Raw genomic sequence first — 26,141 nt, forward strand, 5'->3', positions numbered from 1 at the left:
TACAAAGGACGGACCTGATCCGTGCATTTGTGTCTGCAAAGTTCGGTGAAGTTTCGACAGGTACCTCACCGCTGTGGAAAGCCAGTGTGAACCTGTTGAGAAAAGCCACTATCTTGGTTGTTAATGAAGATTACGCTGAAATTTCTGGGAGCGGCCCAAACCGTTACGGGTTCGCGGCACCTCCTCTCCATAGGCGACTTTCGCGTCCTGATTGACTGTGGCCTGTTCCAGGGACTCAAAGAGTTGCGGCTGCGTAACTGGGAAGAATTCCCCGTGAGCCCTGACAGCATTGATGCCATCGTCATTACCCACGCCCACATTGACCACACCGGCTACCTGCCACGCCTGGTGCGCAACGGCTTTAAGGGTCCTATCTATGCGACAGAAGCAACCGCCGATTTGATGGAGCTGTTGTTGCGCGACTCGGCCAAGCTGCAGGAAGAAGATGCAGACTATGCACGCCGCAAGGGATATTCGAAGCACAGCGACCCACAACCCCTGTACACTGAGCAGGATGTGGAGCAGGTGCTGCCTATGATCAAAGTGAAACCCTTTGAAAAGGAGGCCGAAATTCATCCAGGTGTCCGTATCCGCTACCGCGAAGCCGGGCACATACTGGGCGCAGCCAGTGTGGAGTTTTCGGTTGATACCAACTTAGGCCCGAAAAAACTGGTATTCAGTGGCGACATTGGCCCCTATGATGATCCGCTGCTGAACCCGCCTCGCGCTTTTGAGGAAGCGGATGTGCTGGTGGTAGAATCGACCTATGGCAGCCGATGCATGCCCGACACCAATCCAGCCGCCGAGCTGGCACGAGTCATCAACTCAACCTTTGCACGGCGGGGAGTAGTGGTTATCCCTGCTTTTGCCGTTGGCCGCACCCAGCTGATTCTGCAATACCTGCACAAGCTATTGGAGAACAAACAGCTCGACCCCTGTCAGGTTTTCATTGACAGTCCGATGGCGCGCAGTGCCACCAACCTGTACCGCAACTACCTGAGCGACGAACACCTGCGAAGCAAAGGCCTGCCGCTGGATGTGTTCGACCACCCTTCGTTCCGCTATGTGCGTACGATAGAGGAATCAAAAGCCCTCAACGAAATCGAAACCAATGCAGTGATCGTCTCGGCAAGTGGTATGATGACGGGTGGCCGCATTGTGCATCACCTGTTCAACCGACTGCCCCGCCCGTCTGATACCATTCTCTTTGTTGGCTTCCAGGCTGAGGGCACTCGTGGCCGCAACCTGCTGGAAGGTACCGAAACCCTCCACATGTTTGGCCAGGATGTGCCCGTGCGATGCAACGTGGAGAAGATTGACGGCATGAGTGCCCACGGTGACCAGCGCGAACTGATTCAGTGGCTCAAAACCTACAAAGACGCCCCCAAACGCACCTACATCGTGCATGGCGAGACTGAAAGCTCACAAGCGCTTGCTCAATTGATTCGCGAAGAACTGCAATGGCCCAATGTGGAGGTTCCACTCTTTCTGGAAAGCGAACTGCTATTCGACGGAGTCTAGTTGAAAATCTTAACAAGCGTTAAGTCGTTGCGTACGCGCAACCCCCTGTGCACTTTGCACTCTTTATCTTTATTAGAACCCACTTCCAATCCTCACGCATGAAATCTACGCTTGCCTGGGGCGTATCGGCGTTGCTGGCCTTCTCGGCTGTGCAATCCTACGCCCAGACCAAACCTCTGAAAAATGTATACCAGTACGCCGTCAACCTGACTGACGTTAAGGATGACAAACTGAAGGTAGAGCTTGTGCCCCCAGTTCAGACATCCGATGTAGTGGTTTACAACATGCCACAGGTGATTCCTGGCACCTACGCCGACTACGACTTCGGCCGCTTTGTGTCTGACTTTCGCGCACTGGATGCCAAAGGCAACGAACTGAAGGTTACCCGCCTGAACCCCAACCAATGGCAGATTGAGGGTGCCAAGAAGCTGGCGAAAGTGGAATACCTGGTAGAAGACACCTGGGATACTGACATCAAGGAGCAATTTGTTTTCGAGCCAGGCGGGTCAAACTGGGAAGCTGGCAAGAACTTCACGTTCAACAACAGCTGTCTTTTCGGATACTTCGGCGAACAGAAGCGAGCCGAGTATCGCATGACCTTCACCAAGCCTGAAGGTTTCTTCGGCTCTACCAGCATGGTGCCTGCCAAAACCAGTGCCACCCAGGACTACTTCGTGATGCCCAACTACATGGATGTAGTCGACGCCCCAATCATGTACTGCAAGCCCGACACGGCCATGATTCCCCTGGGGGACGCCAATGTACTGGTATCAGTCTACAGCCGTACTGGCAAGAACAAAGCTGCCGATTTGAAGGATGCCATCGCACGAACCGTTACTGCACAGCGTGCATACCTGGGCAAACTGCCAGTAGACCGCTATGCCTTTATCATTTATTTGGCCGATGGCCCCTACAAGTCATCTTCTGCTGGCGCGCTTGAGCACTCTTACTCTTCGCTCTATACCCTCTTCGAGGGCGACTCCAAGCAGATTGCCAACAACGTAGTCAGTGTAGCTGCACACGAATTCTTCCACATCATCACCCCGCTCAATATTCACGCGGAAGAGATTGGAAACTTCGACTATGTAAACCCCAAGATGTCGAAGCATCTGTGGATGTATGAGGGCTGCACTGAGTACTTCGCTCAGCATGCTCAGATCCATGAAGGCCTGATGGACATGGATGAGTTTCTGGCCGAAATGCGTGGCAAGATGGGAACGGCGGACCGTTACAATCTTACTGCCCCCATGACTGTCTTCAGCAAAGGCATTCTGGAGCCCGAGCACGCCCCCAAGTTTGGCAACGTCTACAACAAGGGCGCCCTTATTGGAATGATGCTGGATATCCGTCTACGCGAACTCTCTGGTGGCAAAATGAGCCTCGTAAAGCTGATGATGGAGCTGAGCAAAGTGTATGGCAAAGACAAGTCGTTTCAGGATGACGAGCTGTTTGACAAGATCACCAGCCTCACCTACCCTGAAATCCGCGACTTCTTCCGTCGCTACGTAGAAGGCACTGAGCCCCTGCCCTATGGCGAGTATCTGGCCAAGGTCGGTATTCAGTATGTAGAGTCTGCCAAGAAGAAGGAATTCTCTTTAGGCGGCATTCGTGTAGGCTACAACCCCGACCGTCAGGCTCTGTTCATTGCTGACGTGTCGCGCATGAACGACTTTGGCAAGGCCCTTGGCTATCAGCAAGGCGACGAACTGGTCTCTGTAAATGGTACTGCGCTCTCACTGCAGAATGCCCAGCAGGTGCTTCAGGGTTTCCCTGGCAGCCTCACCGAAGGCCAGGACGTTCAGATTGTGGTACGCCGCAAAAACGCCAATGGCGAACTTGAAGAAAAGACGCTGACGGCAAAAGCCATGGCAGTGGAGGTAGAGCAGCGTCACATGCTGAGCCTCAACCCCAATGCAACCCCCGAGCAGATTGCTCTGCGTGAAGCTTGGCTGAAGAACTAATCTGAACAGCCGTTCAGGTGAAAGGGGACACGGATATGTGTCCCCTTTTTCGTTGTTTCAGCCATGCGAATCATTCCACAATCGGAAGTTCTGCCACCGGGCCTATTACTCCGGGCATACAGCCTGGGCATCTTTCCTATGGGCCGTGATCGCCACGACCCTACAATAGAATGGGTGGAACCAGAGCTGCGTGGCATAATTCCAATGGATTGCTTCAGGGTGTCCAAGAATGTATTGGCACGCATCCGCCGCGCGGAATACACCGTCACCTACAACCAGGCATTTGAGGCCGTAATGACAGGGTGTGCAGCGCGTGAGTCTACCTGGATCAACGACACGATCATCGCCTCATACACCGAACTACACCGACTGGGATATGCCCTGAGCACCGAGGTGTGGCGGCAGGGGCAGTTGGTGGGCGGCAACTACGGGGTGCTTCTGGGCCGTGCCTTCTTTGGCGAAAGCATGTTCAAACGGGCGCCCGAAGCTGACAAAGTAGCCTTGCATTACACCTGGCTGAAGCTGCGTGAACTGGGCATAGAATTGTGGGACACACAGTTCTGGACCGAACATCTGTCACAATTCGGCTGTGTGGAGATGCCACAGGCCGAGTATCTGATTCTGCTGGAGAAAGCCCTGACCGGGCTACTGCCTGCCACTGAAAAGGGCTGAAAAGCAAAAGACCCCTCAGGGAAGGGGTCTTTTTGAATTACCTGTGACGAAGGTGGGAGTCGAACCCACACACCTTGCGGTACACGCCCCTGAAACGTGCGCGTCTACCAATTCCGCCACTTCGCCAGGCTGTTCCGAGCAGCAGCGCTACCGGAACGGGATGCAAATATGGGGGCTGTCAACTGGCTATGCAAACTTTTGCGGGCAAAAAATTGCAGAAAGCTGATTGCCAGCCCCAAAAATCACATGTTCCTGCGATACTGCCCACCCACCTGGTACAGTGCCTGGGTCATTTGGCCCAGAGAACACACCTTGGCAGCTTCCAGCAGTTCGTTGAAGACGTTGCCACCGCTTACGGCGGTCTCCTGTACTTTGCGCAGTGCTGACGCGGCTTCTACCTCATGACGGCTGTGCAGTGTCTGGATGGCCGTAATCTGGCGGTCTTTTTCCTCGTACGTACTGCGGAATACCTCCTGCGGCAGAATGGTGGGGCTGCCATTCGGGCTGAGGAACGTATTCACGCCGATGATCGGCAGCTCGCCCGAGTGCTTCAGCATCTCGTAATACAGGCTTTCTTCCTGAATGCGGTTGCGCTGGTACATGGTTTCCATGGCTCCCAGCACCCCACCCCGCTCGGCTATGCGGCGGAACTCGGTGTAAACGGCCTGCTCCACCAGGTCGGTCAGCTCTTCAATGATGAAGCTGCCCTGTAGCGGGTTCTCATTCTTGGCCAGGCCCAACTCGCGGTTGATGATGAGCTGAATAGCCACTGCCCGGCGCACCGATTCTTCCGTAGGCGTCGTGATGGCCTCGTCGTAGGCATTCGTGTGCAGCGAGTTACAGTTGTCGTAAATCGCGTAGAGCGCCTGTAGCGTGGTACGGATGTCGTTGAAGTCGATTTCCTGGGCGTGGAGCGAGCGGCCCGACGTCTGGATGTGATACTTCAGCATCTGGCTGCGTTCGCTGCCGCCATACTTGAACTTCATGGCCTTGGCCCAGATACGGCGTGCCACGCGGCCAATCACCGAGTATTCGGGATCCATGCCATTGCTGAAGAAGAAACTCAGGTTGGGCGCGAAGTCGTCAATGTTCATGCCCCGGCTCAGATAATACTCCACAAAAGTGAAGCCGTTGCTGAGCGTAAAGGCCAGCTGCGAAATAGGGTTGGCGCCCGCTTCGGCAATGTGGTAACCCGAGATGGATACCGAGTAGAAGTTGCGTACCTGGTTGTCAATGAAACTCTGCTGGATGTCGCCCATCATGCGGAGGGCGAACTCTGTGCTGAAGATGCAGGTGTTCTGGGCCTGGTCTTCCTTGAGGATGTCGGCCTGAACGGTACCGCGCACCACATTCAGCGCATGCTTGCGGCAGTTGGCATAGACGTCGGCTGGCAACACCTGGTCGCCGGTAACGCCCAGCAGCAGCAGGCCCAGTCCATTGTTGCCCTGTGGCAGCTCACCGTGGTAGCGAGGACGGGGAACGCCCTTCTTGGCATAAATGGCGTCAATCTTCCTGCTTACCTCTTCCTCCAGCCCGTTCTGGCGGATGTACAGCTCGCACTGTTGGTCAATCGCCGTATTGAGGAAGAAGGCCAGCAGCATAGGCGCTGGGCCGTTGATCGTCATCGACACAGACGTGCTGGGGTTGCACAGGTCGAAGCCGGAATACAGCTTCTTGGCATCGTCCAGACTGGCGATGGACACGCCGGACATGCCGATTTTGCCATAGATGTCGGGGCGCTTGTCGGGGTTTTCGCCGTAGAGCGTTACCGAGTCAAAAGCCGTGCTGAGGCGGGCCGCAGGCATGCCCTGACTCAGGTAGTGGAAGCGGCGGTTGGTGCGCTCGGGTTCGCCTTCACCTGCAAACATGCGGGTCGGGTCTTCTCCTGTTCGCTTGTAGGGGTACACCCCTGCCGTGTAGGGAAACTCGCCGGGAACATTCTCGCGCATGCTCCAACGGACAATCTCGCCGTAGTCTTTGTACCTCGGCAGTGCCACTTTGGGTATTTGCAGGTGCGAAAGGCTCTCGGTGTAGTTCTTCACCCGGATTTCCTTGCCGCGCACGGTGTAGACAAACTCGTCGTCGCGGTACTTCTTTACTTTCTCGTCCCAGCCACGGAGAATGGCCCGCGTCTCGGCTGTCATGGACTCCTCCACCTTGGCAGCATGCGCAGCCAGCGCCTCATGTGCCGCCGTTACCTCGGCTGGCAGCGCCTGAAGCGCACCTTTCAGCTGGTACAGTTGGGTGGCCTTGGTGGCTTCCAGTTCTACCTGGCGGTCGTAACGGTCGCTGTCTTCTGCAATCTCGGCAAGGTAACGGGTGCGGTCAGGCGGGATGATGTAAATCTTCTCGCTCTGGGCGGCACTGCTGGCCCAACCCGTAGGGAAGGTAACGTTGCACTTCTTCTCCAGCACCCCCAGCACCGCGCGATACAGATTATTCATGCCGGGGTCGTTGAACTGGGCGGCGATGGTGCCATACACGGGCATGTCGTCTACCTTCTCGTTCCAGCGCTGCTGGTTGCGTTGCAGCTGCTTACGCACGTCGCGGAGGGCATCTTTGGCGCCGCGCTTGTCAAACTTGTTGATGGCCACGAGGTCGGCAAAATCCAGCATGTCGATCTTCTCCAGCTGGGTAGCTGCACCGAACTCAGGCGTCATCACATACAGCGAGGCATCGGCCAGTTCGGTAATCTGGCTGTCGCTCTGGCCAATACCTGCCGTCTCCACAATCACCAGATCGAAGCCCGCCAGCCGCATGAGCTGAATGGCATACCTGATGTGGCGGTTGACACTCAGGTTGGCTTCGCGGGTGGCGAAAGAGCGCATGAACACCCGTGGGTTGTGGATGGAGTTCATGCGGATGCGGTCGCCGAGCAACGCACCACCAGTCTTCCGCTTGGAGGGGTCTACGGACAGGATAGCGATGTTCTTGTCCTCGGGCTGATCCAGCAGGAAACGCCGTACCAGCTCATCCGTCAGCGACGACTTGCCTGCTCCACCCGTACCCGTGATGCCGAGTACCGGAGCCTTGGGCGAAAGGCCCGAGGTCTCGAGCGCCTTCAGGAAATCCTCGGCCTGATCGGGGTTGTTCTCCAGATAGGTCACCACCCGCCCCAGGGCCACTGGGTTACGCTTGGCAATCTGCCCAGCTTCGCCGTTGAGGTGGTCGATGGTCAGGAAGTCGCTCTTCTCCAGCAGGTGATTGATCATGCCCTGCAGGCCCATGGCGCGGCCGTCGTCGGGCGAGAAGATGCGGGCGATGCCGTAGGCATGCAGTTCTTCAATCTCAGACGGCAGAATAGTGCCGCCCCCGCCGCCAAAGATGCGGATATGACCTGCACCACGCTCACGCAGCAGGTCGTACATATACTTCAGGTATTCTACGTGGCCACCCTGATAGCTCGTCATGGCAATGGCCTGTGCATCTTCCTGTATCGCGGCATCCACCACCTCGGCTACCGAACGGTTGTGGCCCAGGTGAATCACCTCGGCGCCGCTCGATTGCAGGATGCGGCGCATGATATTGATGCTGGCGTCGTGGCCGTCGAACAGAGACGCCGCGGTGACGATGCGCACCTTATTGCGTGTCTGGTACGGGGTTACGGTATGGACTGAAGACGTTTGCATGGCCGTAAAGTTAGCGAAAAGGGCCCCATTGAGGGCGTTCACCTATAACGAACATCAGTTAGGGTTTTGTCCCACATTTTCAGGCTTTTGTTAACGATTTGACCAAAAAGTACCGCTTGATGGCCCTTCACTGGGGCTGATGTACTTTTGCCCTGTGAAGAAACCCTACCGCTGGACCCTTGCCGCCTATTCCGAACCTACCGCCTCTGCGCTGGCCCAGACCTTGGGCGTGAGCGAAGCTACAGGAGCCGTCCTGGCCCAACGCGGCGTCACCAGCTTTGAAGAAGCACGTGCCTTCTTCCGGCCCGACTGGAACACCCAGCACGATGGCTGGCAGATGCGAGGTATGCAAACAGCCGTTTCCCGGCTGGCACAGGCCATTCACGCCGGCGAGAAAATCCTTGTCTACGGCGACTATGACGTAGATGGCACCACGTCCATCGCGCTTACCTGCGCGCTTTTCCGGCGCTTTGGAGTGGCACACGGTTTCTACGTGCCAGACCGTGTCAGCGAAGGCTACGGCATCTCGCTTCAAGGAATAGACTACGCAGTGGCGCAACAGGCCAGTATTTTGCTGGCGTTCGATTGCGGCACCAAGGAACTGGACAAAGCTGCATATGCAGCCAGCAAAGGGCTGGACCTAATCATCTGCGACCACCATACCCCTGGTGCCGAATTGCCGCAGGCACTGGCGCTGCTGAATCCCCGCCAGCCCGATTGCCCCTACCCTTTCAAGGAACTACCCGGCTGTGGCATAGCCCTCAAACTCATGCAATGCCTGGCCCAGCACATGGGCTGGGAAGTGGATTTCCGCGAATACAGTGAGTTTCCGGCACTGGCCATTGCCTGCGACCTGGTACCCATGCTGGGCGAGAACCGGGTGATTGCTGCCACAGGGCTGCAGAAACTGAAGACCGCGCCCAGTGCAGGAATCGCGGCGCTCATGCGCCTGTCAGACCGGGAGCGCCGCTGGGACGCCTCAGATGCCGTGTTCTACCTTGGCCCCCGGATCAATGCTGCTGGCAGGATGGGCCACGCAAGCAATGCCGTAAAGCTGCTGCTGGGCGACCTGCCCACCGACGACCTGCCCGGCCTGAACCTGGAGCAGCACAACGACGAGCGCCGCGAAGTGGAACAGCAGATGGCGCAGCAGGCCTTTGAGATGATTGATGCCCAAGGCATGCCCGCCCGACGAAGTGTGGTGCTGCACAGCGAAACCTGGCACAAAGGGGTCATCGGCATTGTCGCGGCTAAGGTGGTAGAACGCTACTATCTACCTACCGTGCTGCTTACCCGCAGCAATGGCCACTATGCGGGCTCCTGTCGCAGCATTCAGGGTTTCGACCTCTACGAGGCCCTGACCGCCTGCCGCGAGCACCTGATACAGTTTGGGGGCCACATGTATGCCGCGGGTCTCACCATTGCACCAGAGAACGTAGACGCCTTTACAGAGGCTTTCGAGCAGTATTGCCAACAGAACATTCAGCCACAGCAGCTGGACCCCGTCCTGGAAATCGCCTGTGAGCTGCCCCTTAATGCCATCAACGAAAAGTTTGTGCGCGTGCAGCACCAGATGGCCCCCTTTGGGCCGGGCAACCTGCACCCCTATTACATCGCCCGCGATGTAGAAGTAAAAAGCGCCCGCCTGCTGAAAGACCGCCATCTGAAACTGACGCTTCTTCAGTACCAGCATGTACTGGATGCCATAGGGTTCGACCTCGGCCAATACCATGAGCATCTGGGCCCAGGCGCGCGGATAGACATTGCCTACTACCCTGATTTCAACAGCTACAACGGTCGCATGTCTATTCAGCTCATTCTAAAGGACATTCGCCTGCTCTGAACAGCTCGAGCAATAAAAAAAGCCCCGGAAAACCGGGGCCTTCTAGACTTATTTGTCTGACAATCAGAGCTTCTCCATGATGAAGTCTGTCATCATTCGGTAGAGGTGCAGGCGGGTGTTGCCACCGCTGATACCGTGGTTTCGGTTCGGGTAGAAGAACTGCGTGAACTGCTTATTGGCACGCACCAGCGCATTCACCATCTCCAGCGAGTTCTGGTAGTGCACGTTGTCGTCGCCTGTACCATGCACCAGCAGCAGGTTACCCTTCAGCATGTTGGCAAAGTTGATGGGCGAGTTGTTGTCGTAGCCAGCAGCATTCTCCTGTGGCGTGCGCAGGAAACGCTCGGTATAAATGGTGTCGTAGTAGCGCCAGGTGGTTACCGGAGCCACCGAGATGCCTGTCTTGAACACGTCGGCACCTTTGGTCATACACAGCAGCGTCATGTAGCCACCATAACTCCAGCCCCAGATACCAATACGGCTGGCATCCACATACTTCTGCTTACCGAAGTAACGGCCAGCGGCGATCTGGTCTTCGGTTTCGAGTTTACCCAGATTCAGGTACGTGCACTTTTCAAATACCGAGCCCTTGGCACCTGTGCCACGGCCGTCCACACAGGCCACGATATAGCCTTTAGACGCCAGCATCTGATACCACATACCATTGGCGGGGTCGTAGCTGTTGGTCACCTGCTGGCTTCCGGGTCCACCGTAGACGAACATCAGCAGCGGGTATTTCTTTGTGCTGTCGAAATCGGGCGGCACAATCATCCAGGCGTTCAGCTGTTGGCCATCGGCACCAGGCACTGTCATGAACCGCTTGGGCACAAACCGGTAGCCAGCCAGTCGCTCGCGTAGCTTGGCATTGTCTTCCAGCACCCGGATCTGCTTACCGGCGTTGTCATACAGCACGGTCTGCGTCGGGGACGTAGTATTGGAATGACGATCAATGAAATACGTCATCGCCGAGCTGAAGCTGGCATTATGCATGCCCGGCGCGGTGCTCAGACGCACTTTCTTCTTGCCATCCAGCGTGATGCCATACAGATGACGCTCGGTAGAACCTCCTTCGGTGCTCTGGTAATAGACCATCTTCGTCTTGGCATTGTAGCCATACAGGGACGTAATCTCCCAGTTACCCTTGGTTACCTGCCCCAGCAGTTTCCCTTCCAGACTGTAGCGATAGAGATGATCAAAACCATCACGGTCTGACTTCCAGAGGAATTCCTTTCCGCCGGGCAGGAAAATCAGCGACTCTTCTTCTACGTCCAGCCAGGTCTGGGTGTCTTCGGTGAAGACCACGCGATGCGCACCGGTAGCGGCATCAGCGACAAGGAAATCCAGGTGGTTCTGGTGGCGGTTCAGGCGCAGGATAGCCAGCTTGGTGGGGTCGGCGGTCCATCGTACGCGGGGGATATACTGGTCTTTTTCGGCACCCACATCCATCAGCTGGATTTTGCCTGAAGCAAGGTCGTATACGTGAATGGTAACGGCTGAGTTCTTTTCGCCCGCCTTGGGGTACTTGAACTCATAGCGCACGGGGTACGTCTGACCGCGCATGTAGTCCATGGTGAACATGGGCACTTCGCTCTCGTCGAAACGGTAGAAAGCGATGCGCTTGCCATCTGGCGCCCAGTAGAAGCCTTCCGGAAAACTGAACTCCTCTTCATACACCCAGTCGGTGCTGCCGTTGATGATGCGATTGGCCGCACCATCGGTGGTTACCTGCACCACTTTGCCCGTTGCCAGTTCTGCGTAGTACAGGTTGTTGTTGTAGGTGAAGCCTATGTTCTGGGCGTCGGGCGACAGCGTGGGGTTGCTGATGGGCTTGCCATCAAACACCTTGAAGAGCTTCTTGGCTGCGATGTCGTACACGTAGCAAACGTGGGTGGCCGAGTGGCGATAAATGGGCTTGGACTCTGTCAGCAGCAGCACCCGGCGCTCGTCCTGGCTGAAACTGTAGTCGGAAATCGCCAACGGATTGCCGTTGAGGGCAAACTCAAACGACCGTGCCAGCGTATCCACCACCTTACCCGACTTTACTTCGTACTTCAGCAGCGTGTTGTTGTCGGTGAGGGCGCTGTAATAATTGTCATCTTTCATCCAGGCGTAATCGGCGCTCTGGGCAGGGAAGAACCGGCCGGTCCAGATTTCTTCAAGGGTGATGGGCTGGGTGCCATTTTGGGCACTCACCAGCGCAGGCACCACCAGAAGCAGGGCAAGCAGGCAGCGTGTGAAGAGCTGTTTCATCTGTATTGGTTGAGTATGGACTATCTGCAAGATAACAGAGACCACCCTATCTGACCAGCTTTTCAGGCCAGAGAAATCATACGGTAAGCCCCGTGTATGGCGTTGTTACACCGTGCCCGTGCGCCCCTCCTGCTCCGTCACCGCCTCCGAGATTCTCATTGGCAGCCAACGCCTGCCACTTACTATTCGCCCCAGCCGCGGGCGCAGCATTCGACTGGGCGTGGCCGAAGGGCATGTGTGGCTGGAATCCCCAGGCGGGCGACTCAGCAATCCGGAAGTTTCGTTTATCCAAAGCAAAGCGGGATGGCTGCAACGGGTGTTTGCACAAGTGCAGCAGCACGCTGGCGAGCGCCAACGCATGCGCCTCAACATCATGCGCGAAGCCAGGGTGTTTGGCCGTAATGTGCCCATTGTGTTCCAGAATGGGCCCAAGCTGTTTTACCGCTACACGCCACAACAGCTTACCATCATCGTGACCCCCAGACACCGGGCGCGCCCGCTCCAGTGTATCCGGGCTGTATTGATCCAGATTGCCCGACAGTATCTGGACCGCCGCCTACGCGAACTGGCCGAATATGTGGACCTTACCTTTGCTGATGTGCGCATCAAGGGGCACCGAACCAAATGGGGCAGCTGCTCCACCCTACGCAACATCAACCTCAACTGGTACCTCATCCTGCTGGACAAAGCCCTCATCGACTATGTGCTGCTGCACGAACTCATGCACCTGCACGAAATGAACCACGGCCCACGCTTCTGGGGGTGGGTGGCCCGCTACATGCCCGACTATCAGGCCCGTGTGACGGAACTGCGCCGGCACGAGTGGGTCATAGGCTGCTACGAGGCTGACTGACAGAATACAAACCCTTTACATTACCTTTGCTGGATGGACATTGATGCTATGGCAGCCGAATGGCTGACCCAGTTTGAAGAAGAAGACCGTGCAGCGGTAAAGCGCCCCAAAAAAACACCGCGCTTCCGCTTTGAGGATATCATTCTGTTTGAAGACGACGCCATTCTGGTAGTGAACAAACCCGCTGGCATTACCTCACTTGCCGAACGCAATGTGCCTGAAAGCGGCCTGCTGGAAGTAGCCCGCCGCTACAACCCCGCGCTCAAACTTTGCCACCGTCTCGACCGTCATACCACCGGCCTGCTGCTGTTTGCCAAAGGCGACGACGCTTACCGCAACCTGGCCATGCAGTTTGAGCACCGGGAAACGGAGAAGCACTACAAAGCCATCGTTGGGGGTGTGCAGCACTGGGACGCCCTGTTGATTGATGCCCCGCTGGCCCCGCCTGCCAATGGCAAGGTGCATGTCAACTATGGGCATGGTAAGCCCAGCCTCACGATGGTCAATACCGTTAAGACCTTCCGGCACTACACGCTGGTGGATTGCGCGCCCATCACGGGCCGCTCGCACCAGATACGTGCACACCTTGCGCACATTGGCAGCCCCATCATAGGCGACGAGACCTACGGTGGCGAACCCCTGCTGCTGAGCGTGATGAAGCAGCGCAACTATAAAGCACCTGCTGAAGGCGAGCGCCCCCTGAACGACGGCTATCTGCTCCACGCACACGGACTGGGCTTCCAGCATCCAGTAACCGGAAAGCGCGTAGAGTTCACCGCCCCCTATCCCAAAAACTTCGAGGCCTGCCTGAAGATTCTCGAACGCAATGACGCCTGAACCCCGCCGTTCTGTGATTGTCAGCTTCAGCGGGGGCAAAGACAGCCACCTGATGCTCTGGAAGTTGAAAGAAATGGGGCTTTCCATTTCCGCCCTCTTCTGTACCCTGGAAAGAGAAACTGGCTGTTCCAAATTTCATGGTGTATCGCGGCATATGACCCAAGTGCAGGCCGACCGCATGGGCTTGCCCATTCACTGGCTGGAGGTCCCCACTTATGCGGATAATGCAGTTTATGAGCGTGAGTTGCTGAGTTTGCTGGAAGCCCTCGCTTTTCTGTACGGCACCCGCACAGTTGCCTTTGGAGATCTTTTCCTGGAGCCCATCCGCAGCTGGCGCGATCAGCTGATGAGTCGAAATGCATTTCAGGCTCTCTATCCTCTCTGGCATACTCCTTCATTATCAGTTGCCGAACAATTCTGGGCACTACGTGGAGCCGCAACCATTGTATGCGCTGACCTGGCCGTGATGCCAACTGGCACCGCGGGTCAGAAGTATACGCCAGCGTTTGTAGGCAGTCTAGCCGAAGGGATTGACCCCGCTGGCGAAAACGGGGAGTTCCACACCTATGTCACTGACTTCGAGCTGTATTCAGCACCCATAGCCACCCTCGTCACCGAGCGTAGGCAACAACGCTATGTCGGAAGTGTACCTGCATTACATGAGATAGCAACGCTATCTTTGGCTTGATGAAGCCTCTGATTCTGCTGCATGGTGCCTTAGGCGGGCCCGACCAACTGCAACCCCTTGCCCAACGACTGGAAAGCTGGCGGCCCGTACACATACTGGCCGTACCGGGACATGCCGGGCGCCCAAGCGCACCCAACGATTTTCATATCCCTGCTTTTGCCGAAGCCCTGCATCAAGACCTGATGCAGCTGGGCGTAAGCCAAGCCGACATCTTTGGCTACAGCATGGGCGGCTACATTGCCCTGAAGTTGGCCCTCACGCACCCAGAGGCAGTAAACAGCATCTTCACCCTAGGTACCAAGTGGGAGTGGAATCCAGAGTCGGCTGAAAAAGAGGCCGCACGCCTGAACCCTGAAAAAATCGAGGCCAAGGTACCAGCGTTCGCACAAGCCCTGGCAGCCCGCCATGCCCCATTGGATTGGAAAACCGTGCTGGCAAATACCGCAACCATGATGCGCCAGATGGGGCAACACCCGCCCCTCACTTCCCATCAGCTGCAAGGCGTTACCCAGCGTGTGCGCATCGGCATTGGCGATCGCGATGAGATGGTCGCCCTCAACGAGGCAGTTGAGATGTACGGGAGTCTGCCGTCGGCCTCACTGACCGTTCTGCCCGAAACCAGCCACCCAATAGAGAAGGTATCACTCGACCTGTTGGAAGCCGCCCTGAAAGGCTTCTGGCGCAGCTGACCTTACTCGAAAGTCTCCATCGCCGAGTCGTCCAGCACCATGTTGGGCAGCACATCGGGCATATCCACCCAGTCGAAAGGGGCATTGAAGAGGTAGAGCTTTTCGCTGGCACGGGTAAAGGCCGTATACACCCAGCGCAGGAAAGAAGTGTAGTCTTCCGAGCGCAGGCGCCCCGATAGTGCTGGCTCAAAGCACACGAAAACGTGCTCCCATTGCCCGCCCTGGGCTTTGTGGCCAGTAATGGCATAGCCATGCTTCAGTTGTAGGGCATTGAGATAGGGGTCGGCTTTGGGCTCAAACCGCCGGGCTTTGCGGCCCGAACGCTCGGCCTCCTCTGCCGCCTCCAGGAGAAAGTCGTGACGACGCTGGGTATACAGCTTCTGCGTAATGTCGTACGAGAGCGAAGGGTCTTTGCCCTCCAGCAGGTCCAGCGGCACTTTTGCCGTCACTTCCACAGGCTCCAGGTCCAACCCTTGGAATTCCACTATGGCGTCGCACCACTTGAGGCCATACGACTCTTCTTCTGTACGCCGCAGCACCTTCACTACACGGCCTGCATCCCCGTTTGCAATAAACGGCAGGGCCTCTGTCTGTGCCTGATAAAAGTTGCGCACTACAACCACCAGGTCGTTTTCCATCAACGGCTCGGACTCATCGAAGAAGCGGGCACGAATCGCCTTGTTCACCTGCGAGGCCATCAGGTTGCTGTAGGTGAGCACAATGGCCCGCTCAGGCTTGCTTACATCAAACAGTGAGGTAAAGCGCTCCAGCAGGTCATTGGCATCTTCCAGTGCGACCACATCCGGCGCAATGAAAACAGGTGGCGCTTCCGTATGGCCTTCAGAAAGTGCCGCCCGCACCAGCGTAGCACTGGCCAGTATGCCGCTGTCGAGTGCCTGACGACGCACCTGCGTCATCTCAACAGCCCCGGCCGTAAGGCCAAACTCGCCTTTTAGGTACTGAGGCGACAATGCCGGACTGAAGTCAGAGCCAATAGGCGGTAACTGTGCCCGGTCGCCCACAAAAATCAGGCGATTGTTCAGTCCCGGCGGAAACACATAGTCCATGAGGTCCTGCAACAGGCTGCCACTGGTAGCGCCGAGGTCGCCTCCCTCGCCTATCATGGAGGCCTCGTCTACTATGTACACCGTGCCTTTTGGATCTTCGTTCCTCCGGCGGCGAAACTTGAAGGCCCCGTGGGCATCGGTGGCCGTGTGGTAAATGTACTTGTGAATGGTGCTGGCCGTGCGTGCAGCCCGGCGCGAAATCACCTTTGCTGCCCGTCCCGTAGGAGCCAACAACACGTAGGGGGTTTCCAGCCGCTCCAGCAGCCGCACCAGTGCCCGCATCATGGTAGTCTTGCCCGTACCAGCGGCGCCATTCAGCACGAAGGCCGGCATGGGCTTGTCGGTGAGCAGAAAGCGCGACAGCCCGTGAAAGGCTTTGTACTGGTGAGGCGTGGGCGAGTGTCCGAAGTAGTCCAACAGCTCTTCCAGCAGTTCTTCTGCCGTAGCCGGCCTGCCAGAAGGGCGGCTGTCGTCAGGCATTGCCGATATAGTTGAACGGCGTCAGTTCTTTCAGCTGCGCTTTTACCTCGGCACGTACTGCCAGCCCATCAATAAAGGCATGAAGGCTTTCCTTGGTGACGGCTTCGCCACGGGTCAGTGCTTTCAGCGCCTCGTACGGTTTGTCGAAGCCCTCGCGCCGCAATACAGTCTGAATGGCTTCGGCCAGTACGGCCCAGTTGGCATTGAGGTCTTCCTCCAGACGGGGCGGGTACAGCTCCAACTTGCCAATACCCTTACGCAGCGATTGCAGGGCCAAACAGGTATGCCCCATTGGCACGCCCAGGTTGCGCAGCACAGTGGAGTCAGTCAGGTCCCGCTGGAGGCGCGACACTGGCAGCTTGTTGCTCAAATGATCAAACACTGCGTTGGCAATGCCCAGATTGCCCTCGGCATTCTCAAAGTCGATTGGGTTCACCTTGTGGGGCATGGCACTGCTACCCACCTCGCCGGCTACTACCCGCTGACGGAAATAGCCGAGCGATACGTACGTCCAGACGTCGCGCGCAAAGTCGATGAGGATGACATTGATGCGGCGCAGTGCGTCGAAAAGCGCGGCCAGACCGTCGTAATGGTCTATCTGTGTGGTCGTCTGGCTGCGGTGCAGGCCCAAGGTCTGGCCCACGAAACGGTTGCCAAAGGCCACCCAGTCAATCTCGGGATACGCCACCAGGTGGCCGTTGAAGTTACCCGTAGCACCCCCGAACTTGGCCGGATAGGCCAACTGAACCAGCTGTGCCCGCTGCACCTCCAGCCGCTCCACAAACACATGGAGTTCTTTGCCCATGGTGGTTGGACTGGCGGGCTGGCCGTGTGTCCGCGCCAGCATCGCTACAGGCCGCCAAGTGGCGGCAAGGTCGCGCAGCAGTTTCAGCACTTCGTCCAGCAGCGGCAGATAGGCCTCCTGAATAGAGGCCTTCAGCAGCAGCGGAATCGAAGTATTGTTGACATCCTGGCTGGTAAGGCCAAAATGAACGAACTCGGTCAATTCGGCATGTTGCTGAAAAAAGGGCAACTGGCACATCTTCTCCTTCAGCCAGTACTCCAGCGCCTTCACGTCGTGATTGGTCGTTTTTTCAAACTCTTTCACACGCTGGGCATCTTCCAGCGTAAAGGCATCGGCAAGTGTGCGTACCTGTTGCCGAACCTCCGGAGGCACCGATGCCAACTGAGGCAGCGGCAACTCACAAAGAGCGGCATAGTACTCTACTTCTACCTTGGCCCGTGCCTTAATGAGCGCGTACTCAGAGAAGTAGGCGGCCAGATCGGCCAAAGAACGACGATAGCGGCCATCCAACGGAGAGATGGCGGTGAGGGTGTCCAGTTGCATGCGTGTTGGCTGGCTCAGCCCTGTTGGCCAAATGCTTCCAAAACTTCTGGCGAAACACCCATATTGCTGAACCCACCATCGTGGTAGAGGTTCTGCATCGTGATTTTCCGGGTAAAATCGGAGAAAAGCATCACAACAAAGTCCGCACACTCATCAGCGGTTGCATTGCCCAGAGGGCTCATCTTCTCGCCGAAGTTCAGCATCTGGTCAAAGCCTGCTACACCGCTGCCAGCTGTGGTTGGGGTTGGGCTTTGCGACACCGTGTTGACACGCACTTTGCTCTTCTTGCCGTAGTAATACCCAAACGTGCGTGCAATGCTCTCCAGCAGCGCCTTGGCCTCAGACATGTCGTTGTATTTGGGAAAGGTGCGCTGGGCCGCAATGTAGGACAGGCCCACGATGCTGCCCCATTCGTTCATGAGGTCACGCTGATAGGCGACCTGCATCATCTTATGGAAAGAAACCGCGCTGATGTCATACGTCTTCATCAGGAAGTCGTAGTTCAGGTCAGTGTAAGGGCGGTCTTTGCGCACATTGGGGCTCATGCCAATGGAGTGCAGGATGAAATCAACCTTGCCAAAACGCGCCTGAGCAGCGTCGTAGAGCTTGCCGATGTCTTCAACCGAAGTGGCATCGGCAGCGATGAGCTCAGAGTTGGTCTTTTCCGCCAACGACTTCAGTGTACCCATGCGCAGGGCAACAGGGGCGTTCGTCAGGATAAACTCGGCACCTTCTGCATGGGCCCGTTCAGCCACTTTCCACGCAATCGATTGCTCGTCGAGCGCACCGGTGATGATGCCTTTTTTGCCTTTCAGGAGGTTATGCATGAGATGTCGGTTGGATAGGTCGAATGAAGAAGGCGCTAAAATAACCCTAACACCCGTCAGCCGCAACCCATCTGCCGCTTATTAGCGGTCGTCGCCATCATCGTCATCGTCGTCGCCATCAAGATCCAGAGGGGCAGATTCTGCTTCCTTGGCTTTCTTTTCTTCTTCCGCAGCCTTGGCAGCATCCTCTTCTTCCATAACCTCACCCAACAGAATTGACAACTCTGTTACATCCATTGCGCCGAGGTCGTCGAACTCCGCTTCCATCTCATCTTCAAGCCCAAACTCATCCTCCAGATCGCCAAAGCCGTCGTCGCCCAGAAGGTCGTCGCCAGTATCGGTAGCTGGTGTTGCAGAAGCGGGCTTCTTGCCGCCAGCAGTACCGGCAGAGGCTGCGGTGGCGGCCGAATCAGGAACCACAACCGGCACTGCCCTGCGCACCACTTTGCTGGAGTCTACAGCAGGCCCGCCAAGATCCAGCCGTACAAGCGTCTCGCCTTTCAGCGAATCACGGTATGCAGGTGGCACCCATAACTCAAATTCCACTCGCCGATTGGCCGTTTTATGCTCAGGCGTATCGTTCGGATAGATCGGGCGGGTTTCTCCGTAGCCTATGGCTTTTACCTGGTCTTCCTTCACCTTACTGCGGGCAAGTATCAGGTCCCGGATGTTCATGGCACGCTGCGCCGAAAGCGTCAGGTTGAAGCCATCGTCTCCATCTGAATCCGTATGGCCACCGATGGTAAGACGACAGTACGGGTGTCGTCGCAGGAACTCCCCAATCTCCCGAATCTGGGCCTCTACCTGCGGCTCAATCTCGGAACTGTTCCGCCGAAACTGCATGGACCTGAACACAATGGGCTTTGACAGGTCCAGTGCCGACGAGAAAATCCGTGTGAGCGTGTCTGCTTTCAGGTGCACCCGCTCGTCTATCGTCACCGAGTTGTCGCCCAGAATCAGCAGCCGATAAGTGCGGTTGCCTATGAGCCGGAACTCAAAGTACCCATTGGCATTGATATGAATGGGCGCTACCTCTACCCCGCGCTCCAGGTCTATCGCTTGAATGATGCCTGTTATCGGGTGACCCGAAATACTGTCGATGAGATAGCCCGAGAGCTTGACTACCGCATCGGGCCGGGCATTCATCGGCATTGGAAACGAATACAAGTCCAGATTCCGCGGATCGGACTCCGTCGCCATTGCGTAGTACAGGTTCTCCGCCTTCCCATCGATGGAGAAATAATATTCGTCGCCCGGCGTGTTCACCAGTGGGCCCAGGTTGCGGGGCTCCTCCCAATGGTTAAGCAACCACCGCGATTTGTAGATGTCGAAGCCCCCCTGCCCGTTCACATGGCCCTTGCTGCTGAAGTACAGCGTGTTGTTGATAGGATGGAGAAAGGGAGTTACCTCATCTTCAATTGTATTCACAATTGGCCCAATGTTCTGGGCAGGGCCCCACTGACCGTCTTCCCGCCGCCGGCAATAATAGATATCCGTCTTCCCAAAGCCTCCTGAGCGATTGGAGGCGAAAAACAACGTTTTGCCATCTGTAGAGAGGTTCGGGTGCGAATCCCAATCAGGGCTGTTCACATTCGGCCCCAATGGACGCACATTTCGCCACGAACCCTCTTTCCATTCAGCAACATACAGATCACAAACCCCCATCCCATCTGGGGCATTACAGCGGGTAAAAATCAGCTCGGTGGCATCGGCATTCAGACAAGCCGAACCCTCGTTGTACTGACTGTTGATGATATCCTCAAACCGCTGGGCGTACTCCCATCCCTCCCCGAAAATACTCTGCTGCACATAATACAGGTCCTCGTTCTGCGAAAAGTCAGGCGAGATGGCCTCGTAGGTGTTGCGGCGCGAGGTAAAGATCAGCGGCGTACCCTTGGGGTGCATCGAGGGTGCATAATCTGGGGCAGGGCTGTTGATCTTTTTGCCCATCGCCAGCATTACCCCAGACGGCGGAATCAGTGTATCGATTTTGCGCCGGGCGGCGACAATCTCATAGTAGTAGTCCAGCTGAACAAAGCGGTTGGCACGGCTGGCTGTTAACGAGTCGTAGCTGAGCTTGACCTGCGGATAGTACTTCGACTGGTTCTTGAGCGCCAGGCTGTAATAGAAGATGGCAGCTCCTGTATCCTTTCTGGCCTGTTTCAGCTGCCCGAGGCGCCATACAAGATCCAATTCATTGACTGCGCGGAAATTCTCTACTCCAAAATTCTTTACATAAAGCGACAGCAAGCGATCCAGCTTGGCCCAATCTCCTTCATCCTCGGCATTCAGGATGTCCTCCATCAAATCGCGGTCGGCGTAACGGGCCACGCGGTTGATGTTGGGGAAAACCGTGTAAAACTCGTTGGGTTCGCTTGTCTCCCGCAGGTATACGTTTGGCCCCAGTTGAATCTGCTGGGCATAAGCACTCTGCTGCCACAGACAGTTAAGCCCGCACAGCATCAGTATCAACGCTAAACTGCGTAGAATCAGTAATCTAGAGAGGAGAGGAGGACCCAAAGCACAAACGCTTACCCCAAGTTACTGTGCACCCGCCGGATTACAAGGCTTTTTCAGCCACATGTCCCTGTTTTACCACATTTGCATCCCCTCGACAAGTCTTACACAAAGCACAAACGCCCGGCAGTTTTGCCAGGCGTTTGTATGAAGGGGGAAACTGATAAATCAGTCCTCTTTCTGCAGCTTGCTGTTGTGGCGGCTATACAGGAAGTATACAAGCAGCCCCACTGCAAGCCAGATGGAAACGTACCCGATGGTAGCCAACGGCAGACCCGCAATAAGGCCCAGTGATACCAGTGCACCTGCGATAGGCACAAAAGGAACCAGCGGGGTGCGGAAGGGACGAGGGATCTCAGGACGGGTTTTGCGCAGTACCATGATGCCAATACATACGATGGCGAATGCAAGTAGCGTACCCATCGACACCATGTGGCCCAGTACGCCAATCGGCAGCAGGCCCGCCAGCAATGCAGCTACACAACCCGTGATAACGGTGGGGATGTGAGGCGTACGGAACTTGGCATGCAGTTTACCGAAAGAAGCAGGCAACAGGCCATCTTTACCCATTGAATAGAAAATACGGCTCTGACCCATCATCATCACAAGAATAACCGAGGTCAGACCCAGGATGGCACCGAACTTGATCGGGACGCGCAGCCACGAGAGCTGAGGCACCGCATTGATACCCACTGCGATAGGATCGGGAACACCCAGCTGGCGGTAATCAACGAGACCTACCAGAACCACTGCAACCAGAATGTAGATGATGGTACATACAAAAAGCGAGGCCAGAATGCCTATTGGCATGTCGCGCGCTGGATTTTTGCACTCCTGGGCTGCGGTAGAAACAGCATCAAAGCCGATGTAGGCAAAGAAAATGGTGCCAGCACCCGCCAGAATACCCGACCAGCCAAACTTACCGAACGTCCCGGTGTTCTCTGGAATGAAAGGCACGAAGTTCTCCGCCTTGATGAACCAGATACCAGCCAGAATGAAGATGATGATAACGGTGGTCTTGAGGATTACCAGGAAGTTGTTCGTCTTTGCCGACTCGCTTGTGCCACGGTAGAGAACGAAGGTCACAAGCGCAATAACCAGAACAGCTGGCAGGTTGAACCAGGAGGTGACATGCTCCATGCCTGCGAGGTCTACACCCTTCTCTGTTGCACGGCTTATGAGACCTTCGCTCATGACATTCCAGCCTGGCTTCACCGACAGCATGGCTGCAGTGGCTTCATCCGCAATATTCACCAGCTTCTGGCCATACGCACTGGCAAGCTGTGCCGGAATATGTACGCCAAAGTCGTGAAGGATGCTCACCAGATATCCCGACCAACTGACCGCTACGGTGGAGGCGCCCAGCGCATACTCCAGCGTCAGGGCCCAGCCGATGACGAAGGCTATGAACTCGCCCATCGTGGCGTAGGCATATACATAGGCACTGCCCGCTACCGGAATCATGGAAGCGAACTCGGCATAACACAGACCGGCAAACGCACAACCAACAGCTGCCAGGATGAACGACAGGATGATAGCCGGGCCTGAAACCTGAGAGGCTTCGCCGATGAGTGAAAAGATGCCGGCACCAATGATGGCACCTACACCGAGGGCCGTCAGGTTCATGGCAGAAAGGGTTCGTTTGAAGCCCCCTTCTTGCCCGACACCTGCTTCAGCCACCAGTTTCTCGATGGACTTGGTTTTAAAGAGTTGCATGTGTAGAGGTTAAACTCAGGGTCACTTGTTCGTTAAGGCGCCCCAATATAAAGCATATTTCCGGCCACTCCTCCCGCATCTGGGGTGGAGAGTTGTAATCCGCCGCCACCCAAAAATCAAAGTGCCTGATAAATAGGCCCCTTCCACTTTCACGCAGATTTTTTTGCAGCGGAGGGTTGCGCGCAATGTTCCACCCACTATCTTTGCATCCACAATCGGCACGCGGGAGTAGCTCAGTTGGTAGAGCGCAACCTTGCCAAGGTTGAGGTCGCGAGTTCGAACCTCGTCTCCCGCTCAAAAAAGGCTCGTTTCACGGGCCTTTTTGCATTTTAGCCTGCGCTGCCATTTGCTACCACGCTGGGGTGGCGGAACCGGTAGACGCACGGGACTTAAAATCCCGCGGGCCGTAAGGTCCGTACGGGTTCGATTCCCGTCCCCAGCACCACAAAGCCTCCACTCGGAGGCTTTTTTGGTATATCTGGGCAATGAGAAATCACTGAATTTACCCAATCCCCCAACGGGCGGTGACGCCCACTGAGCTCCAGTCGATGGCGAATTCCAGCTCGCGTTCTGTTGCCAAGGTCAGCGCTTTGGGCAGAGCATCGCGCAGAAACTCGGCCCGCTGGTAGCCCGAAGCCAGGCCCTCGGCGCGCAGCTTCCAGCCAGTACGCTCTTCCGTCAGGTACACTGCGGGCGGTGTCAGCCGCTGCCTGCTGTGCCACTGACCAGGCCGCACCTGCATCAGATTGGCGTCGGCATTGGCAAAGGCATATACGTATATCTGCGTGGCGTCAATTTCCAGGTTCAGCGAAAGGAACTGCAACCCCGCCTGCGACTCCTGGCTCAGGAGCACATCGCGCAGCCGCACCGCCTGGTATGCTACCGGCAGCTGAAACCAGCACCAGCACCCTACCCTGCGCACGCCTGCATGGTCAAACAGCGCCGCCTCGGGGTTACTGGTCACACCGGCATACAGGCAATCCAGCGGGTAGGTTTTGCGGAATTTCTCCAGCCATTTCTCGGCGAGAAACAGTGCGGCTTTACCGGCCGAATCGCTCAGCACCGGCCCGCCAGCCAGTGCCTCGCAGGCCAGATTCAGCGTGGTCTCGGGCAGTATCATTTTGCGGTGGCAGCCTGTTTAATTTCGTCCACCACGGATGGATCCAGCAGCGTGCTGGTGTCGCCCAGATTGCTGGTTTCGCCCTCGGCAATCTTGCGCAGGATGCGGCGCATGATTTTACCGCTGCGGGTTTTGGGCAGGCCCCGCACCACCAACAGCCGGTCGGGCCGGGCAAAAGGGCCAATAAGCTTTGTTATCAGTTCTTTCACCTCGGCGTCGAGATTATGTATCGTGTCGTGCTCGCTGTCCAGTATCACGAAGGCAAAAATGCCCTGTCCCTTTATTTCGTGCGGGTAGCCTACTACGGCGCTTTCCACAATCGCAGGGTGTTCGTTGAGGGCATCCTCCACTTCAGCGGTGCCGATACGGTGGCCCGAGACATTGATGACGTCGTCTACGCGGCCTGTGATGCGGTAGTTGCCCTGGGCATCGCGGCGGGCACCGTCGCCTGTGAAGTAGTAGCCGGGGTAAGTAGTAAAGTAGGTACTGCGGAACCGCTCGTGATCACCGTAGGTGGTGCGGGCCATGCCCGGCCAGGGAGCGCGCATGCACAGGTTGCCCTCCGCCTCCATTTCTTTTATCTCCTCCCCCTTATCATTCATCAGCACGGGCAGTACACCCGGCATGGGCTTGGTGGCAAAAGTGGGGATGTCCTGTGTTACGCCTGCAAAAGCCGATATCAGGATGCCGCCGGTTTCGGTTTGCCACCAGGTATCTACTATCGGGCAGCGCGACTTGCCCACGTGACTGTGGTACCAGTGCCAGGCTTCTTCGTTGATGGGTTCGCCTACGCTGCCCAGTATCCGCAGCGAAGACAGGTCTTTGCCCTCCAGCCACTCGTTTCCGGCGGCCTGTAACGCACGGATGGCAGTGGGGGCAGTATAGAGTATGGTTACACGGTGTTTGTCCACCACCTCCCAGAACCGGCCGTGGTCAGGGTAACTGGGTATGCCTTCAAACAACAGCGTAGTGCCGCCATTCAGCAGGGGGCCGTACGTCAGGTAGGTGTGCCCTGTTATCCAGCCAATATCGGCTGTGCACCAGAACAGATCGTGGGGCTGAATCTGAAATACATTCCGGAAGGTGAAGCCTGCCCAAACCATGTAGCCACCAGTGGTGTGCAATATGCCTTTGGGGCGGCCCGTGCTGCCTGAGGTGTACAGGATGAACAGGGGGTGCTCGGCCTCCACTTGGGCAGGCGCATAAGAATCCACCTCGGCCGGAATCTTGGCCATCTCGTCATCCCACCAGAAATCGCGGCCAGTGTGCATGGTGATGGAGGCGCCTGTGCGGCGCAACACCAACACCTTCTCTATGCTGGGGGTATGATGGAGCGCGTCATCTGCTATTGCTTTCAATGTCACTTCTTTACTGCCACGATAGGTGCCATCGGCAGTAAGCAACAGTTTGCACCGCGAGTCGTTGATACGATCCGAAAGAGCTGTCGCTGAGAAACCACCAAACACTACCGAATGCACAGCACCCATTCGCACACATGCCAGCATGGCAATGACAGCCTCTGGCACCATCGGCATGTAGATGCATACGCGGTCGCCAGCCTCTACCCCCAGCCGTTGCAACACATGTGCAAAGCGGCAAACCTCTAGGTGCAGCTGACTGTATGTAAGCGTTATCGATGCCTCTGATGGGTCGTTGCTCTCCCAGATGATGGCAGGCTTGTCGGCCAGCGTTGGCAGATGGCGATCCAGACAGTTGTATGCAAGATTGGTAGTGCCGCCCGCATACCACCGGAAGTCCACCGACTGAAAGTCTCCCGTGAGCACATCTGTCCACGGCTTGAACCAGTGAAAACTTTGCGCAATGCGGCCCCAGTATGCCTCGGGCTGTCGCATTGCCTCGGCATAGTGTGCTACATAATCAGCTTCGGTACGTATTTCTGGGGTCATAGGGGGCTTGCTAAGGCATTCAAGGTTGCAACAATAAACCTAGTGCACAACCACGAGCGGATTTCTGGCCTGGCGCATGGAAAAAGACAAAAAAGTTGTTCATCTTTGCAGCCCCAACTACTGGTCTGGCGCCGTAGTTCAATGGATAGAATGAGAGTCTCCGGAACTCTAGGTGCAGGTTCGATTCCTGCCGGCGCTACAGAAAACCCTTGGTCC

17 protein-coding genes and 4 tRNA genes are annotated in these 26,141 nt (G+C 56.5%); 11 read left to right on the forward strand and 10 right to left on the reverse strand.

The genetic code is table 11. The annotated features are described in order from the left end of the window. Nucleotides 1-123: 123 nt before the first annotated feature. From AC2D8O_RS09115 to aat, 3 genes are all read left to right on the forward strand, one after another. A complete protein-coding gene (locus AC2D8O_RS09115; protein WP_484678509.1) occupies nucleotides 124-1,521 on the forward strand; it encodes an MBL fold metallo-hydrolase RNA specificity domain-containing protein in 1,398 nt (465 codons plus the stop codon). 98 nt (nucleotides 1,522-1,619) lie between these two features. Beyond that, nucleotides 1,620-3,482 (forward strand): M61 family metallopeptidase, encoded by a 1,863-nt coding sequence (locus AC2D8O_RS09120; protein ID WP_484678510.1) that lies wholly within the window; start codon nucleotides 1,620-1,622, stop codon nucleotides 3,480-3,482. Between the two features lie 63 nt (nucleotides 3,483-3,545). Further along, a complete protein-coding gene (gene aat, locus AC2D8O_RS09125) occupies nucleotides 3,546-4,154 on the forward strand; it encodes a leucyl/phenylalanyl-tRNA--protein transferase (RefSeq protein ID WP_484678511.1) in 609 nt (202 codons plus the stop codon). 44 nt (nucleotides 4,155-4,198) lie between these two features. Here aat and AC2D8O_RS09130 read toward each other — a convergent pair. Both AC2D8O_RS09130 and AC2D8O_RS09135 read right to left on the reverse strand, forming a co-directional pair. Continuing rightward, nucleotides 4,199-4,280: transfer RNA gene (locus AC2D8O_RS09130), tRNA-Leu, on the reverse strand. Between the two features lie 116 nt (nucleotides 4,281-4,396). Continuing rightward, nucleotides 4,397-7,783, reverse strand: a complete 3,387-nt coding sequence (locus AC2D8O_RS09135; RefSeq protein WP_484678512.1) for a methylmalonyl-CoA mutase family protein — start codon at nucleotides 7,781-7,783, stop codon at nucleotides 4,397-4,399. 154 nt (nucleotides 7,784-7,937) lie between these two features. On the opposite strand from AC2D8O_RS09135, the gene recJ reads away from it, so the two are divergent. Further along, the gene (recJ, locus tag AC2D8O_RS09140; RefSeq protein ID WP_484678513.1) at nucleotides 7,938-9,626 is read left to right on the forward strand and encodes a single-stranded-DNA-specific exonuclease RecJ; all 1,689 of its coding nucleotides are present in this window, start codon (nucleotides 7,938-7,940) and stop codon (nucleotides 9,624-9,626) included. 63 nt (nucleotides 9,627-9,689) lie between these two features. On the opposite strand, the gene AC2D8O_RS09145 is transcribed toward recJ, so the two are convergent. Then, a complete protein-coding gene (locus AC2D8O_RS09145; protein ID WP_484678514.1) occupies nucleotides 9,690-11,876 on the reverse strand; it encodes a S9 family peptidase in 2,187 nt (728 codons plus the stop codon). A 112-nt stretch (nucleotides 11,877-11,988) separates the two neighbouring features. Between AC2D8O_RS09145 and AC2D8O_RS09150 the strand changes: the two genes are divergently transcribed. The 4 genes from AC2D8O_RS09150 to AC2D8O_RS09165 are packed head-to-tail and all read left to right on the forward strand — an operon-like array spanning nucleotide 11,989 to nucleotide 14,943. After that, the gene (locus AC2D8O_RS09150) at nucleotides 11,989-12,729 is read left to right on the forward strand and encodes a M48 family metallopeptidase (RefSeq protein ID WP_484678515.1); all 741 of its coding nucleotides are present in this window, start codon (nucleotides 11,989-11,991) and stop codon (nucleotides 12,727-12,729) included. Nucleotides 12,730-12,762: 33 nt separating this feature from the next. Continuing rightward, nucleotides 12,763-13,566, forward strand: coding sequence for an RluA family pseudouridine synthase (locus tag AC2D8O_RS09155; protein WP_484678516.1), 804 nt, complete (start codon nucleotides 12,763-12,765; stop codon nucleotides 13,564-13,566). Next, complete coding sequence (locus tag AC2D8O_RS09160) at nucleotides 13,556-14,254, forward strand: Dph6-related ATP pyrophosphatase (RefSeq protein WP_484678517.1); 699 nt, start codon at nucleotides 13,556-13,558, stop codon at nucleotides 14,252-14,254. Before AC2D8O_RS09155 ends, AC2D8O_RS09160 begins: the two co-directional genes overlap by 11 nt. Beyond that, nucleotides 14,254-14,943: an alpha/beta fold hydrolase gene (locus tag AC2D8O_RS09165; RefSeq protein ID WP_484678518.1), complete on the forward strand. Its 690-nt coding sequence runs from the start codon at nucleotides 14,254-14,256 to the stop codon at nucleotides 14,941-14,943. Before AC2D8O_RS09160 ends, AC2D8O_RS09165 begins: the two co-directional genes overlap by 1 nt. Before the next feature lie 2 nt (nucleotides 14,944-14,945). Here AC2D8O_RS09165 and AC2D8O_RS09170 read toward each other — a convergent pair whose 3' ends face one another. The 5 genes from AC2D8O_RS09170 to AC2D8O_RS09190 all read right to left on the reverse strand — a co-directional run bounded on the left by AC2D8O_RS09170 (nucleotide 14,946) and on the right by AC2D8O_RS09190 (nucleotide 22,898). Next, nucleotides 14,946-16,490 (reverse strand): ATP-dependent DNA helicase, encoded by a 1,545-nt coding sequence (locus tag AC2D8O_RS09170; protein ID WP_484678519.1) that lies wholly within the window; start codon nucleotides 16,488-16,490, stop codon nucleotides 14,946-14,948. Beyond that, entirely contained in the window at nucleotides 16,483-17,838 is a 1,356-nt protein-coding gene (gene purB, locus AC2D8O_RS09175; RefSeq protein ID WP_484678520.1) for an adenylosuccinate lyase, read from the reverse strand. The genes AC2D8O_RS09170 and purB overlap by 8 nt, the downstream gene beginning before the upstream one ends. A gap of 14 nt (nucleotides 17,839-17,852) precedes the next feature. Then, on the reverse strand, nucleotides 17,853-18,665 hold the full coding sequence (locus AC2D8O_RS09180) for an enoyl-ACP reductase FabI (RefSeq protein WP_484678521.1): 813 nt from the start codon (nucleotides 18,663-18,665) through the stop codon (nucleotides 17,853-17,855). 81 nt (nucleotides 18,666-18,746) lie between these two features. Further along, nucleotides 18,747-21,128 (reverse strand): OmpA family protein, encoded by a 2,382-nt coding sequence (locus AC2D8O_RS09185; protein ID WP_484678522.1) that lies wholly within the window; start codon nucleotides 21,126-21,128, stop codon nucleotides 18,747-18,749. A 222-nt stretch (nucleotides 21,129-21,350) separates the two neighbouring features. Continuing rightward, nucleotides 21,351-22,898 carry an APC family permease gene (locus AC2D8O_RS09190; RefSeq protein WP_484678523.1) on the reverse strand — a complete coding sequence of 516 codons (1,548 nt, stop codon included), beginning with the start codon at nucleotides 22,896-22,898 and terminating at the stop codon, nucleotides 21,351-21,353. Nucleotides 22,899-23,120: 222 nt separating this feature from the next. Here AC2D8O_RS09190 and AC2D8O_RS09195 point away from each other — a divergent pair. Both AC2D8O_RS09195 and AC2D8O_RS09200 read left to right on the forward strand, forming a co-directional pair. Then, a tRNA-Gly gene (locus AC2D8O_RS09195) sits at nucleotides 23,121-23,193 on the forward strand. A gap of 61 nt (nucleotides 23,194-23,254) precedes the next feature. Next, nucleotides 23,255-23,343 (forward strand) — tRNA-Leu (locus tag AC2D8O_RS09200). 57 nt (nucleotides 23,344-23,400) lie between these two features. Here the strand turns inward: AC2D8O_RS09200 and AC2D8O_RS09205 are convergent. Beyond that, nucleotides 23,401-24,018: a hypothetical protein gene (locus AC2D8O_RS09205; protein WP_484678524.1), complete on the reverse strand. Its 618-nt coding sequence runs from the start codon at nucleotides 24,016-24,018 to the stop codon at nucleotides 23,401-23,403. Continuing rightward, on the reverse strand, nucleotides 24,015-25,925 hold the full coding sequence (gene acs / locus AC2D8O_RS09210) for an acetate--CoA ligase (RefSeq protein ID WP_484678525.1): 1,911 nt from the start codon (nucleotides 25,923-25,925) through the stop codon (nucleotides 24,015-24,017). Before acs ends, AC2D8O_RS09205 begins: the two co-directional genes overlap by 4 nt. 127 nt (nucleotides 25,926-26,052) lie before the next feature. Here acs and AC2D8O_RS09215 point away from each other — a divergent pair. Next, nucleotides 26,053-26,124, forward strand: a tRNA-Arg gene (locus AC2D8O_RS09215). Nucleotides 26,125-26,141: the final 17 nt, after the last annotated feature.

This window comes from Pontibacter sp. T17 (assembly GCF_057219875.1).